This window comes from Streptomyces sp. NPDC006529, assembly GCF_040611795.1.
Taxonomy (GTDB): Bacteria; Actinomycetota; Actinomycetes; order Streptomycetales; family Streptomycetaceae; genus Streptomyces.
Genome location: NZ_JBEXPB010000007.1, coordinates 165,508 through 180,529 on the forward strand (window position 1 = coordinate 165,508; position 15,022 = coordinate 180,529).

A 15,022-nucleotide genomic window follows, 5' to 3' on the forward strand; every position below is an offset into this window, starting at 1 on the left:
CGTGTTCGGACGTCGCAAGAAGAACGACTCCGTCAACGACGGCAGCGCGGCCGAGCAGGTCGACGGCATCGAGGCCGAGGGCCGGGACGTCGCCGACGACTCCGCCGCGGACGAGCCGCGCAGGCTGAACCTGCCGCCGGCCCCGCGTCCGGACGGTCCCTGGGACGACTCCGAGGTCTCGGCTCCGGCCGAGGGCCGGGTCGACCTGGGCGGGATCCTGGTTCCGGGTGTCGAGGGCATGGAGCTGCGCGTCGAGGTCGCCGGGGACGCGATCGTCGCCGCGACCGTCGTGCTGCACGACAGCGCGGTGCAGCTGCAGGCCTTCGCGGCGCCCAAGAAGGAAGGCATCTGGGGCGAGGTCCGCGAGGAGATCGCCGCGGGCATCACCCAGCAGGGCGGCATCATCGAAGAGGTCCAGGGACCGCTGGGCTGGGAGCTGCGCGCGCAGGTCCCCGTCCCGCTGCCGGACGGCCAGACCGGCGCCCAGCTGGTCCGCTTCGTCGGTGTCGACGGACCGCGCTGGTTCCTGCGCGGCGTCATCTCCGGCCAGGGCGCGGTGCGTCCCGAGGCCGCCGGGGTGCTGGAGCAGATCTTCCGCGACACCGTCGTGGTGCGCGGGGAGGGTCCGATGGCCCCGCGCGACCCGATCGTCCTGAAGCTGCCGAACGACGCCCAGATGGTGCCGGACGGCGTGCAGACGGAGGAGCAGGAGGGCTCGCGCTTCTCCGGCGGCATGGGCCAACTGGAGCGCGGACCGGAGATCACCGAGGTCCGCTGAGACCCGGCAGACGCGTCACGGCCGTGGGCCGCACCCCCCCAGGGGGCGCGGCCCACGGCCGTTCGCGTCCCCCGGCGCCCGCGTCAGGGAAGCGTCAGGGATGGCCGCACGGGCGGTCATCCGCACGTGTGCGCCCGACTCGTCCCGGAGAATGGGCGCATGGGACGCGGCAGACTACGGATATACCTCGGCGCGGCGCCCGGTGTGGGCAAGACCTACGCGATGCTGTCCGAGGGCCACCGCCGGGTGGAGCGGGGCACCGACTGCGTCGTGGGCTTCGTCGAGCACCACGGGCGCCCGCGCACCGAGGTGATGCTGCACGGCCTGGAGCAGGTGCCGCGCCGCGCGGCGACGTACCGCGGCGCCGCCTTCACCGAGATGGACGTGGACGCGCTGCTCGCCCGCGCGCCCGCCATAGCCCTGGTGGACGAGCTGGCGCACACCAACGTCCCGGGATCGCGCAACGCCAAGCGCTGGCAGGACGTCGAAGAGCTGCTCAAGGCCGGCATCGACGTCGTCTCCACGGTGAACATCCAGCACCTGGAGTCCCTCGGGGACGTCGTCGAGGCGATCACCGGGGTGCGTCAGCGCGAGACCGTCCCCGACGAGGTGGTCCGGCGGGCCGACCAGGTCGAACTGGTCGACATGTCGCCCCAGGCGCTGCGGCGCCGGATGGCGCACGGCAACGTCTACCGGCCCGACAAGGTCGACGCGGCCCTGTCCAACTACTTCCGGCCGGGCAACCTCACGGCGCTGCGCGAACTGGCGCTGCTGTGGGTGGCCGACCGGGCCGACGAGTACCTCCAGCAGTACCGCGGCGAGCACGGCATCCGCTCCACCTGGCAGGCGCGCGAGCGGATCGTCGTCGGCCTCACCGGCGGTGCGGAGGGGCGCACGCTCATCCGCCGCGCGGCCCGGATGGCCGCCAAGGGTTCCGGCAGCGAGATCATGGGCGTCTACATCGCCCGCAGCGACGGGCTGACGGCGGCCTCGCCGAAGGAGCTGGCGGTCCAGCGGACCCTGCTCGAAGATCTTGGCGGAACGTTTCACCATGTGATCGGCGACAACATCCCCGACGCCCTCCTGGAATTCGCCAAGGGGGTCAACGCCACCCAGGTCGTCCTCGGCTCCAGCCGCCGCAAGTCCTGGCAGTACGTCTTCGGCCCCGGCGTCGGCGCCACCGTCGCCCGGGACTCCGGCCCCGACCTCGACGTCCACATCGTCACCCACGAGGCGGTGGCCAGGGGCCGCGGCCTGCCCGTCGTGCGCTCCGCGGCCCGGCTCGGGCGCCACCGGATCGTGGCGGGCTGGGTGGTGGGCGTCCTGCTGCCGGCGCTGCTCGCGCTGCTGCTCACGCACGTCGACTCCGATCCCGGCCTCGCCAACGAGATGCTGCTCTTCCTCTCGCTGACGGTCGCCGCCGCCCTGCTCGGAGGGCTCTGGCCGGCGCTGGCCTCGGCGGCCTTCGGGTCACTGCTGCTCAACTTCTACTTCGCCCCGCCGGTGCACCGGTTCACCGTCTCCGACCCCAAGAACATCGTGGCCATCGCGGTCTTCTTCGGGGTGGCCGTGTCGGTGGCCTCGGTGGTCGACCTGGCCGCCCGGCGCACCCACCAGGCGGCCCGGCTGCGCGCCGAGTCCGAGATCCTCTCCTTCCTCGCGGGCAGCGTCCTGCGCGGCGAGACCACCCTCGACGCCCTGCTGGAGCGGGTCCGGGAGACCTTCGCCATGGAGTCCGTTGCCCTGCTGGAACGGGCGGGCGACGTCGACCCCTGGGTCCGGGCGGGCAGCGTCGGCCCGGACCCGGTCGCCCGCCCCGAGGACGCCGATGTGGACATGCCCATCGGGGACCACATGGCGCTCGCCCTGAGCGGGCGCGTGCTGCCCGCGGAGGACCGCCGCGTGCTGGGCGCCTTCGCCGCGCAGGCCGCCGTCGTACTGGACCGCCAGCGCCTGGTCGGCGAGGCCGAGGGCGCGCGCCGGATGGCCGAGGGCAACCGGATCCGCACCGCCCTGCTCGCCGCCGTCAGCCACGACCTGCGGACCCCGCTCGCCTCGATCAAGGCCTCCGTCAGCTCGCTGCGCTCCGAGGACGTGGAGTGGTCCGAGGAGGACCGGGCGGAGCTGCTGGCGGGCATCGAGGAGGGCGCCGACCGGCTCGACCACCTCGTGGGCAACCTGCTCGACATGTCCCGGCTGCAGACCGGCACGGTCACCCCGCTGTTCCGGGAGATCGACCTCGACGAGGTGGTCCCGATGGCGCTGGGCGGCGTACCGGAGGACAGCGTCGTGCTGGACGTGCCGGAGTGGCTGCCGATGGTCGCGGTGGATCCGGGGCTGCTGGAGCGGGCCGTCGCGAACGTCGTGGAGAACGCCGTCAAGTACAGCCCCGGCGGGGAACCCGTGACCGTCGCCGCGAGTTTCCTGGGTGACCGGGTCGAGGTCCGCGTGGTGGACCGCGGGCCCGGCGTCCCCGACGAGGCCAAGGACACGATCTTCGCCCCCTTCCAGCGCCACGGGGACGCCCCGCGCGGCGCCGGGGTCGGCCTCGGGCTCGCCGTCGCCCGGGGCTTCGCCGAGGCCATGGGCGGCGCCCTCGCCGCCGAGGACACCCCCGGCGGCGGGCTGACCATGGTGCTCACCCTGCGCGCCGCCGCCCCGGCCGGGGGAGGGCCGCGCCCGGGCGGGGACCACCTCCCCGCCCCGCCCGACCTTCGCGCACCGACCGAACTCCCCGAACCGACCGACGTACGACAGAAGGCAGGACCTCGATGACCCGGGTGCTCGTGGTGGACGACGAGCCGCAGATCGTCCGAGCCCTCGTGATCAACCTCAAGGCGCGCAAGTACGAGGTCGACGCCGCCGCCGACGGGGCGCAGGCCCTGGAGCTGGCCGCGGCCCGCCACCCCGACGTGATCGTCCTCGACCTCGGCCTGCCCGACATGGACGGCGTCGAGGTGATCAAGGGGCTGCGCGGCTGGACCCGGGTTCCCATCCTGGTGCTCTCGGCCCGTCACAGCTCCGACGAGAAGGTCGAGGCGCTCGACGCGGGAGCCGACGACTACGTCACCAAGCCCTTCGGCATGGACGAGCTGCTCGCCCGGCTGCGGGCCGCCGTCCGCCGGGCCGAACCGGGCCCGGGCGCCGGCGGGGACGAGGTGGTCGTGGAGACCGCGGGCTTCACCGTGGACCTGGCCGCCAAGAAGGCGGTGCGCGAGGGGCGCGACGTACGGCTTACCCCCACCGAGTGGCACCTGCTGGAGGTCCTGGTCCGCAACGGGGGCAAGCTCGTCAGCCAGAAGCAGCTGCTCCAGGAGGTCTGGGGGCCCTCGTACGGCACGGAATCCAACTACCTCCGGGTCTACATGGCGCAGCTGCGCCGCAAACTGGAGGCCGACCCCTCGCACCCGCGGCACTTCATCACCGAACCGGGCATGGGATACCGCTTCGAGAGGTAGCCGACGCGCCGGTACGCTTCCTGTATGAGTGCTGAACCGCGTCCCGAGAAGCCCGCGAAACCGGCCAGGCCGGGGGGCCGGTTCCGCCGGATGATAGAGCGGCTCTCCACCTCCCAGGAGGAGCTGCATTCGGCGGAGCTGCAGGAGGACGCAGAAGCCGCGGGATGCACGCGGATCTGCGACTGTGACGACCGCCAGATAGTCAAGGTGACCGGTACGCTGCGCACGGTCACCTTGCGGCCGAGGGCCGGCGTGCCCGCGCTGGAGGCGGAGCTGTTCGACGGCTCCGCCGCGCTGGACGTGGTCTGGCTCGGCCGTCGCTCGATCGTGGGTATCGAGCCGGGCAGGCGCATGATCGCCTCCGGGCGGATCTCGCTGAGCCATGGGCGCCGGGTCCTCTTCAACCCGAAGTACGAACTCCGACCGCTCGGACAGGAGCACTAGCCGGTGACGTCACTCGACAAACCGACCCATCAGCAGCCGGCGGGCCCGCAGCCCGGGACCCCCGCGCCGGACGCGCAGGCCCCGGCGGCGCAGCCGACCGAGGACCAGAAGGCCGTGACCCAGGCGGCGCTCTTCGACGCCTTCGGCGGCATCCGGGGCACGGTCGAGACCATGCTCCCGGGCCTGCTCTTCGTCATGATCTACACGATCAACAAGAACGTGACCATGTCCGCCATCGCGGCGGGCGCCGTGGCGGTCCTGCTGGTCATCGTGCGGCTCGCCCGCAAGGACACCGTCAAGCACGCCTTCAGCGGCGTGTTCGGCGTCGGCGTGGGCGTGGCCTTCGCCCTCTTCACCGGCACCGCCAAGGGCTTCTACCTGCCGGGCATGATCTACGGCGCCGGACTCGGCGTGGCCTTCACGCTGTCCGCGCTCGTCGGCTTCCCGCTGCTCGGCGTGATGCTGGGACCGGTCTTCAAGGAGAACCTGTCCTGGCGCACCCGCAATCCGGGACGCAAGAAGGCCTACGTCAAGGCCAGCCTGGCCTGGGGCCTGATCTTCATCGCCAAGTACGCGATCCTCTTCCCGCTGTACTTCTGGGGGGACGAGACCCAGCTGGGCTGGGTGCTGATCGCGCTCAAGCTGCCGCCGATGGTGCTGGCCGTGTACTTCACCTGGCTGTTCCTGGCGACGGCGCCGCCGCCCATCAACGTGATGGCGGAGTGGGAGGCCGAGGAGGCCGCCGAGAAGGAACGCAAGGCCGCGGCGAAGGCCGCGAAGGCTGCGAAGGCGCGCCACCGGCAGGTCTGAGCACCCGCCGGGCCCGGATCGCGGGGCACGGCAGGGGAGGGCAGGACCGACGAAGGGCGGGTGGCCACCGGGCCACCCGCCCTTCCGCGTGCGCGCGTACGTCCGTGTGCGCACGTACGCGTGAACTCCGCGCGGCGTCAGCGCCGGGCCTGGAGGAGTTCCTCCAGCTGCTCCTCGCGGGCCTGGGCGGCCACGAAGAGGAGTTCGTCGCCGGACTCCAGGGTCTCCTCGGGGTGCGGGGTGAGCACCCGGTTGCCGCGGATGATCGTGACCAGCGAGGTGTCCTCGGGCCAGCTGATCTCGCTGATCTGGGTCCCGGCGACCGGGGACTCCGGCGGCAGGGTCAGCTCGACGAGGTTGGCATCGCCGTGGCTGAAGCGCAGCAGCCGGACCAGGTCGCCGACGCTCACCGCTTCCTCGACCAGGGCGGACATCAGGCGCGGGGTGGAGACGGCGACGTCCACGCCCCAGGCCTCGTTGAAGAGCCACTCGTTCTTCGGGTTGTTGACGCGGGCCACCACGCGCGGCACCCCGTACTCGGTCTTCGCGAGCAGCGAGACGACGAGGTTGACCTTGTCGTCACCGGTGGCGGCGATGACCACGTTGCAGCGCTGGAGCGCGGCCTCGTCCAGCGAGGTGATCTCGCAGGCGTCGGCCAGCAGCCACTCGGCCTGCGGCACCCGCTCGACCGAAATGGCGGTCGGAGCCTTGTCGACCAGGAGGACCTCGTGCCCGTTCTCCAGCAGTTCGCCCGCGATGGAGCGGCCCACGGCGCCGGCACCGGCGATCGCGACCCTCATGCGTGTGCCTCCTCGGGGCCTTCGGCGAAGGCCGCCTCGACCTTGTCGATCTCGTCCGTGCGCATCATCACGTGGACGAGGTCGCCTTCCTGGAGCACGGTCTGGGAGGTCGGCAGCGTCGCCTCGCCCAGCCGGGTGAGGAACGCGACGCGGACGCCGGTCTCCTCCTGCAGATCACTCACCTTGCGCCCGATCCAGGCGGCGGAGGTGTGCACCTCGGCCAGCTGGACGCCGCCGCTCGGGTCGCGCCACAGCGGCTCGGCCCCGGACGGCAGCAGCCGGCGCAGCATCTGGTCGGCGGTCCACCGCACGGTCGCGACGGTGGGGATGCCCAGGCGCTGGTAGACCTCGGCGCGCTTGGGGTCGTAGATGCGGGCGGCGACGTTCTCGACGCCGAACATCTCCCGGGCCACCCGGGCGGCGATGATGTTGGAATTGTCACCACTGCTGACCGCGGCGAAGGCCCCCGCCTCCTCGATGCCGGCCTCGCGCAGGGTGTCCTGGTCGAAGCCGACGCCGGTGACGCGGCGGCCCCCGAAGGACGCTCCCAGCCGGCGGAACGCGGTGGGGTCCTGGTCGACGACGGCGACCGTGTGCCCCTGCTGCTCCAAGGTCTGCGCGAGGGCGGAGCCCACTCTTCCGCAGCCCATAATGACGATGTGCACGGCCGTCCTTCCGGCTGTCGGCGGCTGGCGGCCTGCCGTGGGATTGCCTTTCGGGCTTCCGTCGGGTTCCACGGGGACCAGCCTTGTTTCCTGCTCAGGCTTAACAGGGTCTCAGACCATGGCCCAAGCTACACACGGGCGGTCACCAGTGGGGGCTCTGTGTCGTCTCCCGGGCTCCCGCGGCCGGCAAATGCGTCGGCACGGGGGTGGTGGTTGGCCAGGGGAAATTCCCAACGCTTACGATCCTCTGCGTGTCCAAACTGACCGACGTGCCCAAACGGATCCTGATCGGCCGGGCGCTACGCAGCGACCGCCTCGGAGAAACGCTGCTCCCCAAGCGGATCGCCCTCCCCGTCTTCGCCTCCGACCCGCTCTCCTCAGTGGCATATGCCCCTGGCGAGGTACTGCTGGTCCTGTCGATCGCGGGCGTGTCGGCGTACCACTTCAGCCCCTGGATCGCGGTGGCGGTCGTGGTGCTGATGTTCACCGTGGTCGCTTCCTACCGGCAGAACGTCCACGCCTACCCCAGCGGCGGCGGCGACTACGAGGTCGCCAACACCAACCTCGGCCCCCAGGCGGGCCTCACCGTCGCCAGCGCCCTGCTGGTCGACTACATCCTGACCGTCGCCGTCTCCATTTCCTCCGGCGTCGAGAACCTCGGCTCCGCCGTCGATTTCGTCATCGAGCACAAGGTGCTCTCGGCGATGATCATGATTCTGCTCCTTACGCTGATGAATCTGCGCGGGGTGAAGGAATCCGGGAACCTCTTCGCCATCCCGACCTACATCTTCGTCGGCGCGGTATTCGTGATGATCGCGTGGGGTGCCTGGCGCGGCCTTGTCATGGACGACACCATGCGGGCCCCGACCGCCCATCTGGAGATCAAGGCGGAACACCAGGGGCTGGCCGGCTTCGCGCTGGTCTTCCTGCTGCTCCGGGCCTTCTCGTCCGGCTGCGCCGCCCTCACAGGCGTCGAGGCCATCAGCAACGGCGTCCCCGCCTTCCGCAAGCCCAAGAGCAAGAACGCGGCCACCACCCTCGCGCTGATGGGCGGCCTGGCCGTCACCATGTTCTGCGGCATCATCGCCCTGGCCATGGCCACCGACGTGAAGATGGCCGAGACGCCCGGCACGGACCTGCTGGACAAGGGGGTCCCCGTCGGTTCCGGATTCGTCCAGCACCCGGTGATCTCCCAGGTCGCCGAAGCGGTCTTCGGCAACGGCAGCTTCCTCTTCATCGTGCTCGCCGCGGCCACCGCGCTCGTCCTCTTCCTGGCCGCCAACACCGCGTACAACGGCTTCCCGCTGCTCGGTTCGATCCTCGCCCAGGACCGCTACCTGCCGCGCCAGCTGCACACCCGCGGTGACCGCCTCGCCTTCTCCAACGGCATCGTGCTGCTCGCCGGCGCCGCGATGCTGCTGGTGTGGATCTACGACGCCGACTCCACCAAGCTCATCCAGCTCTACATCGTCGGCGTATTCGTCTCCTTCACGCTCAGCCAGATCGGCATGGTCCGGCACTGGAACCGCCACCTGCGGACCGAGAAGGACGCGGCGGCCCGCCGCCGGATGCACCGCTCCCGGGCGATCAACACCTTCGGCGCCATCTTCACCGGGCTGGTGCTGGTCGTCGTGCTCGCCACCAAGTTCACGCACGGCGCCTGGGTCGCCCTGCTCGGCATGGTGATCTTCTACGGCACGATGACCGCGATCCGGAAGCACTACGACCGGGTCTCCGCCGAGATCGCGGCCGCCGACGGCCCCTCCGAGGACAGCGTGCGGCCCTCCCGGGTCCACTCCATCGTCCTCGTCTCCAAGGTCCACAAGCCCACGCTGCGCGCCCTGGCCTTCGCCAAGCTGACCCGTTCGGACACACTGGAGGCACTCAGCATCAGCGTCGACCCGGCCGAGACGAAGGCGCTGCGCCAGGAGTGGGAGCGGCGCGGGATCAACGTTCCGCTCAAGATCCTCGACTCGCCGTACCGGGAGATCACCCGGCCGGTGGTGGAGTACGTGAAGGGGCTGCGCAGCGAGAACCCGCGCGACGCGGTCAGCGTCTACATCCCCGAGTACGTCGTCGGCCGCTGGTACGAGCACCTGCTGCACAACCAGAGCGCGCTGCGGCTCAAGGGGCGGCTGCTCTTCACCCCCGGTGTGATGGTCACCTCGGTGCCCTACCAGCTGGAGTCCTCCGAGCTGGCGAAGAAGCGCGCCAAGCGGCGCCAGGACTGGAACGCGCCCGGCGCGGTGCGCCGCGGTCCGGTGGACACCCCGCGCTCGCCCCGCCCGCCGAAGTCGAAGGACAAGGACGCGGCGTCGAAGTAGCGCCTCCCCGGTCCGCCGGGTCAGCCCGCACCGCGGGCCGCTCGGCGGCCGGGCGGATTGGTGAACGGCCGGACGAGATCCACGTAAACTGGTGGGTCGGCCGTCCGGCCGTTCTTTCCTGCCCCGCCCTTGATCCTTGGAGTTCCCCCACCATGACCGAGCAGAACGAGACGAAGAAGTCACTGGTCGGGGAAGAGTACGAGGTCGAGGTCGGCGCCGTCGCCCACGGCGGCCACTGCATCGCCCGCACCGCCGAAGGACGGGTCCTGTTCGTCCGGCACACCCTGCCCGGCGAGAAGATCATCGCGAAGGTCACCGAAGGCGACGAGGACTCCCGCTTCCTGCGCGCCGACGCGATCACCGTGCTCGAAGCGTCCAAGGACCGCATCGAGGCGCCGTGTCCCTACGCCGGCCCGGGCAAGTGCGGCGGCTGCGACTGGCAGCACGCCAAGCCCGGCGCCCAGCGCCGGCTCAAGGGCGAGGTCGTGACCGAGCAGCTCCAGCGACTGGCCGGGCTCACCCCCGAAGAGGCCGGCTGGGACGGTACGGTCCTGCCCGCCGAGGGCGACAAGCTGCCCGCCGGACAGGTGCCCGCCTGGCGCACCCGGGTGCAGTTCGCGATCGACGAGGACGGCCGCGCGGGCCTGCGCAAGCACCGCTCGCACGACATCCAGCCGGTCGACCACTGCATGATCGCCTCCCCGGGCGTCACCGAACTGGGCATCGAGAAGCGCGAGTGGCCCCAGCTGGCCGCCGTCGAGGCCGTCGCGGCCTCCGGCTCCGGCGACCGCCAGGTCATCCTCACCCCGCAGCCCGGCGGCCGGCTGCCGCTGGTCGAGCTGGACAAGCCCGTCTCGGTCCTGCGGGTCGAGGAGAAGGACGGCGGCGTCCACCGCGTCCACGGCCGCGCCTTCGTGCGCGAGCGCTCCGACGGCCGCACCTACCGCGTCGGCATGGGCGGCTTCTGGCAGATCCACCCGCAGGCCGCGGACACCCTGGTCAAGGCCGTCATGCAGGGCCTGATGCCGCGCAAGGGCGAAATGGCCCTGGACCTCTACTGCGGCGTCGGCATCTTCGCCGGCGCCCTGGCCGAGCGGCTGGGCGACACGGGCGCGGTGCTCGGCATCGAGTCGACGAAGCGCGCGGTCGAGGACGCCCGGCACAACCTCCAGGACATGGAGCGCGTCCGCATCGAACACGGCAAGGTCGAGCAGGTCCTGCCGCGCACCAAGATCAGCGAGTGCGACCTGATCGTCCTGGACCCGCCCCGCGCGGGCGCGGGCAAGCAGACCGTCCGCCACCTGGCCGGCCTCTCCCCCCGCCGCATCGCGTACGTGGCCTGCGACCCGGCGGCCCTGGCCCGCGACCTGGCGTACTTCAAGGACAACGGCTACAAGGTCCGCACGATGCGCGTCTTCGACCTCTTCCCGATGACGCACCATGTCGAGTGCGTCGCGATCCTTGAGCCCGTTGGAAAGGGCCTCTGACCTGCAGGTTAGGGCAGTGTGCGTTATGTGCGCTGTGGGCGATATCTTGACGCAGATTTGACGCTCGTGACGCACGTTTGACGCACGTGATCGGAAAAACCTGACGCTCCGTCAGTAATGGATGGGTACCTCCCGCGGCAGCTTGTGGTCTTGCCAAGGGAGGTGCCCTTCTTGGCGTTGGGCAGTCGAGTCGGTCCGTGTTGGAACCAGATTCTGACCGACCGCGCTGAACACGTTCCGTGACATTGTCAATGTGCCTTGCTTCTAGAAGCCGGGCCCGTAGGGGTTCCATCCGTGCAGGAACGGCTGGAGATCGTCGGCGCGAGGTTCGGGAATGTCCGGCAGGCGGAGCGTCCCGTTGAGTGGGTCCAGCCGCTGCACGTGGCCCGAGGCCCAAGCGATCCATGCCTCGGCTCCGTCCCTCTCCGTACCAGTCGGCAGGTTCTTTGTGTGGAGGCGGAGGGCGTCGATGTACGCGGCCAGGGCCGCTGCGCGACGCCATGCCTTTCTTGCGCTTCGAGTCGCTGGACGCGGACTGTCTCGGCGTAGTCGATCTTTGCCTGTTCCATTGCGGCTTCCCACCGGAGCCGCTTCTCCCGTGCGGCCTCCAGGTCGGCCAGCCGTTTGCGTTCGGCAGCTTCGCCTCGAAGTTCCACTTCCTGCACGATTTCGGCGAGCTGGTGCTCAAGAGGGCGTGCGACCGTGTCGGCCCACTCGTCGGCCCTGTGTCGTGACCCGCCGCTGATGCACATCCTCAGGCGTTCAGCGGGGGAGTAGTCGTACCGAGGAATCCGCACCCAGGAATGCTTCTCGGCGTCCGAGAGCTCCTTCTTCGTGGGAATGTGGTCGGTCCGGTCCTGTTCTTGCAGGATGAGGAAATCGCATCGCTGGCCCTGGGCTGTGATGGTGAAGTGGGGAGAGCCGTTGCGCCGGCGATGAGGGGCAGGTGCACTCTCGGCCGTACCGAACGCGCTGACATACCCCAGCTTCTGCGTTGCGGTGAGCAGTGCGTGGATGAGGCGGAAGGCTCTGCCCTGCACGGATTTGGTCAGTGCCATGGGCTGGGAGTGCGCCTGCAGAGCTCTGACCACGGGGTGCGGAGTGGGGAGCCGTGCCGGTACCGAAACGGGTGACAGCACGGCCAACCGCCAGGCTGGGGTGTCGACCAACCGGATTTCGTATCCGTCGCGGAACCAGCCGGCGTTTAGTACTGCAACGGTCTTTGGTCTGATGGGTGGGCAGTTTCTGGTGGTGTGTGGCCGCGTCGTTTGTAGTGGCTGGTGCGGGCCTGGTGTTGTCGTCTGCGGCGCCAGTGTGACCAGTGCAGGACGTGTTCAATGGGTGCTGGTCGGCGGTGGGTGAGGCGGGTGATCAGGCGTCGGAGTTCGGGGAGGGTGAGGGGTATGAGCTGGGAGGATCCGTTTCTGCTTTCCCGGCAGCGTGCTCGCGGGCCTTCAGGACGGTGAGGCAGGCGTGGGCGGCCATGGCGAGGGTGATGTGGCGGTGCCAGCCGGGGTAGCGTCGGACCTGGTAGTCGTCCAGGCCGCATTCCTGTTTCGCGCTCTGGAAGCATTCCTCGATCGCCCACCGGCTGCCGGCGACGCGGATGAGTTCGTCGAGGGTGGTCTCGGCGGGGCAGTAGGCGATGTAGTAGGAGATCTGGTCGGGCCGGCTGACGCTTCGGCGGGCGATGACCCAGTGCCGGCGGTCTTCGCGGTGCCAGGGCCGGACTTCCACCCTGGCCCAGTCGTAGACCCGCGGGCCGTGGGCTCCGTTCCCGCAGGAACGGCGCTTCCACTTCTGCCGGGGCAGTCCGAAGAACAGGTCGTGAACGGGGTGGTCCATGGCCCAGCGGGTCACAACGGTGTCGTGGCGGGTAGTCGCCATGACGTGGAAGACGTCCGCCCGCTCGAGCTCGGTGCGCCAGCCCTTGGAGAAACCGTAGGCGGCGTCCGCGGTCACCCACCGGAACGGAACCCCCGCCTCGATCGCCCGGCGGACCATGGCCTTGGCGATGACCACCTTCGTCTCGAAGGCGACCGTGTCCTCGATGCCCGCGGCCCGGCAGCGTGCCCGGTCATCGGTCCATGACGTGGGCAGATACAAGCGGCGGTCGACCAGCGTGCGGCCGCGTTCGCCGGCATAGGCGAGGAAGACACCGACCTGGCAATTCTCCGTGCGGCCAGCCGTTCCCGAGTACTGGCGCTGGACCCCGGCCGAGCGTATGCCCTTCTTCAGGAACCCGGTGTCGTCCACGATCACCACCGCACCCGGGTCACCGAGATGCTCGACGACGTAGTCACGGACGTCGTCGAGGACTTCGTCAGCGTCCCAGTCGCACCGGTTCAGCAGCCGGTGCATCCGGTCAGGAGCCGCGTGACCGGCCTCTTCCGCGAGCGTCCAGCCATTCTTGCGTTCCAGCGGAGCTATCAGGCCCCGCATATACGCCAGTGCCGACTCACGCGGCTCCGACCGGGCAAACCGGTGCACGAACCGCTCATGCACCTCACCCAGATCCGCCGCCCACACCCTCACATCACCAAGTACCCCACCCATAACCACACCAACGACCAACCTGGCCACCAGTCACGCCAAACGCCGTTGCAGTACTAGACCGTACATCGACGAGGTGGCGGTGGCACTCGTCACCTGCTGGGAGTGGGGCATCGCACGGCGGATCCGCCAAGAGACCCCGGTGCGGTCAGAGGACCTGAATCGGGACCCGCTGGCGGAGACGACCGCCGGACTGGAGTACATGTGGACACGACATCCATCACCGCCCGGTTCGCGAGGCTCGGCTGCGCCGTCTGCTGGGCGCCCCCGACCTGGACTGGCTGGTCAACCAGATGCGTCGGCGCCTGGAGCGTGCACAGCCACTGACCGGTCCGGTTTCTCTCGGCGTGCTCTTGTCGGCGCAGCGGGCATCGGCCGAGCGGCGGCCTGACATCCTGCCACTCGCAGGACAGCCGGCCGAGGCTCCCTGGGGTCCGGATCTACAGCAGGCCCACTTGTACCGATCCCTACTTGGCTGTCAGTGCAGTTTGATAAGCCTGCCTGCAGTGGTGATCGATGTTCCGGGGATGGGGATGGAAATGGCCGAACAACCGGTGTTTCTGCTGGGCGAGGGACTGAACGCTCTGGAGCCAGCCGCGTTCGAGACCGAGGCCGAATTCCAGGCGTTGCTGGCACGCCACCCCCGGATCTTGGACTTCGGTTCGCTCGCTGACGGCCGACCCCTTCGGCTCGTTCTCGTGGCGCGCGAGATGAGAGTCCCCACAAGCAACGAGAGCGGCTCCACGTACTGGCTGGACCACCTGTTCGTGGACGCGGACGGTGTGCCGACCTTGGTGGAGGTCAAGCGGGCGGCCGACACCCGCATACGACGGGAAGTCGTGGGCCAGATGCTCGACTATGCCGCCAACGGGGCGCGTTACTGGCCTGCTGCGCTGCTCCAGCGGACCTTCGAGGAAACCTGCGCGGTGGACGGGCGGCCTCTCGAGGACGCCTACCAGGAGCTGCTGCACGGCCAGTCGCCCGAAGAGTTCTGGGCGACGGTCGAGGAGCGGCTCGCGGCCGGGCGGATGCGGTTGCTCTTCGTGGCTGACCGGATACCCCTGGAACTGAGGGCCATCGTCGAGTTCCTGAACCGGCAGCTGCGGCAGACCGATGTCTACGCGGTCGAGCTGACCCAGTACAGGGGCAGCGGTGACCACCGTGTGCTGGTCCCGAGAGTCCACGGCGAGGTGGCTACGGCGAACAAGACGCAGTCGAGGTCCGGTCAGACGGGCAGGAAGTGGACGCGGGCCGACATGGACGCTGCACTACAGAGCCGTAATCCGGACCAGCGGCAGGTCGCCCTCGCGCTGCTTGACCACGCGGAGGCGGCAGGCCGCCCTGTGGGCAACGGAGCGGCGTACCCCAGTTTCTCGGTCTACTTTCCGGCCTTCGGCAGGGAGGTTCCTGTCTGGACCCTGTCACTGCGCGAGGATCCGGCCAAGGATGATCTCGCCTTCAGCTTCGGGTCCATCACCCACCACCTGGGAAGCGAGGCGACTTCTACCTTCGCGGACGCCCTGCCGGCCGTGGGCGGACTTCAGCAGAAGCTCGTGGCGCAACGGACGAAGGGCTTCAAGGGCTGGCCGGCGGTTTCGCTGGCGGCGCTGGCCGGCGATCCGGAGGCTGTACGCCAGGTGCTGGCGGCCATCGAGCAGCTGATGAGGCACGGCAGCGCCTGATCGCAGGCATCTGTGCATGAC

12 protein-coding genes are annotated in these 15,022 nt (G+C 69.9%); 8 read left to right on the forward strand and 4 right to left on the reverse strand.

Features of this window, described 5'->3' with window-relative positions; genetic code table 11:
- The first annotated feature begins 1 nt into the window (after position 1).
- The 5 genes from ABZY31_RS08620 (at position 2) to ABZY31_RS08640 (ending at position 5,490) form a co-directional block, all read left to right on the forward strand.
- On the forward strand, positions 2-778 hold the full coding sequence (locus ABZY31_RS08620) for a DUF3710 domain-containing protein (protein ID WP_356406226.1): 777 nt from the start codon (positions 2-4) through the stop codon (positions 776-778).
- Positions 779-937: 159 nt separating this feature from the next.
- Positions 938-3,553 carry a sensor histidine kinase KdpD gene (locus ABZY31_RS08625; RefSeq protein WP_356406228.1) on the forward strand — a complete coding sequence of 872 codons (2,616 nt, stop codon included), beginning with the start codon at positions 938-940 and terminating at the stop codon, positions 3,551-3,553.
- The gene (locus ABZY31_RS08630) at positions 3,550-4,236 is read left to right on the forward strand and encodes a response regulator (protein WP_356406230.1); all 687 of its coding nucleotides are present in this window, start codon (positions 3,550-3,552) and stop codon (positions 4,234-4,236) included. The genes ABZY31_RS08625 and ABZY31_RS08630 overlap by 4 nt, the downstream gene beginning before the upstream one ends.
- A gap of 24 nt (positions 4,237-4,260) precedes the next feature.
- Complete coding sequence (locus ABZY31_RS08635) at positions 4,261-4,680, forward strand: OB-fold nucleic acid binding domain-containing protein (protein WP_356406232.1); 420 nt, start codon at positions 4,261-4,263, stop codon at positions 4,678-4,680.
- Between the two features lie 3 nt (positions 4,681-4,683).
- A complete protein-coding gene (locus ABZY31_RS08640; RefSeq protein ID WP_356406234.1) occupies positions 4,684-5,490 on the forward strand; it encodes a DUF3159 domain-containing protein in 807 nt (268 codons plus the stop codon).
- A gap of 137 nt (positions 5,491-5,627) precedes the next feature.
- On the opposite strand, the gene ABZY31_RS08645 is transcribed toward ABZY31_RS08640, so the two are convergent.
- Positions 5,628-6,290 carry a TrkA family potassium uptake protein gene (locus ABZY31_RS08645; RefSeq protein WP_283449663.1) on the reverse strand — a complete coding sequence of 221 codons (663 nt, stop codon included), beginning with the start codon at positions 6,288-6,290 and terminating at the stop codon, positions 5,628-5,630.
- Entirely contained in the window at positions 6,287-6,955 is a 669-nt protein-coding gene (locus ABZY31_RS08650; RefSeq protein ID WP_356406236.1) for a TrkA family potassium uptake protein, read from the reverse strand. Before ABZY31_RS08650 ends, ABZY31_RS08645 begins: the two co-directional genes overlap by 4 nt.
- A 251-nt stretch (positions 6,956-7,206) precedes the next feature.
- Here ABZY31_RS08650 and ABZY31_RS08655 point away from each other — a divergent pair, with 251 nt between their 5' ends.
- Both ABZY31_RS08655 and ABZY31_RS08660 read left to right on the forward strand, forming a co-directional pair.
- Entirely contained in the window at positions 7,207-9,279 is a 2,073-nt protein-coding gene (locus ABZY31_RS08655; protein WP_356406238.1) for an APC family permease, read from the forward strand.
- A 152-nt stretch (positions 9,280-9,431) separates the two neighbouring features.
- On the forward strand, positions 9,432-10,766 hold the full coding sequence (locus tag ABZY31_RS08660) for a class I SAM-dependent RNA methyltransferase (protein WP_356406240.1): 1,335 nt from the start codon (positions 9,432-9,434) through the stop codon (positions 10,764-10,766).
- A 248-nt stretch (positions 10,767-11,014) separates the two neighbouring features.
- Here the strand turns inward: ABZY31_RS08660 and ABZY31_RS08665 are convergent, their stop codons facing one another.
- A complete protein-coding gene (locus ABZY31_RS08665; protein WP_356406242.1) occupies positions 11,015-11,824 on the reverse strand; it encodes a hypothetical protein in 810 nt (269 codons plus the stop codon).
- Between the two features lie 313 nt (positions 11,825-12,137).
- Positions 12,138-13,322 carry an IS701 family transposase gene (locus ABZY31_RS08670; protein WP_356406244.1) on the reverse strand — a complete coding sequence of 395 codons (1,185 nt, stop codon included), beginning with the start codon at positions 13,320-13,322 and terminating at the stop codon, positions 12,138-12,140.
- Between the two features lie 503 nt (positions 13,323-13,825).
- Between ABZY31_RS08670 and ABZY31_RS08675 the strand changes: the two genes are divergently transcribed.
- Positions 13,826-15,001 (forward strand): hypothetical protein, encoded by a 1,176-nt coding sequence (locus ABZY31_RS08675; protein ID WP_356406246.1) that lies wholly within the window; start codon positions 13,826-13,828, stop codon positions 14,999-15,001.
- The last annotated feature ends 21 nt before the right edge of the window (positions 15,002-15,022 follow it).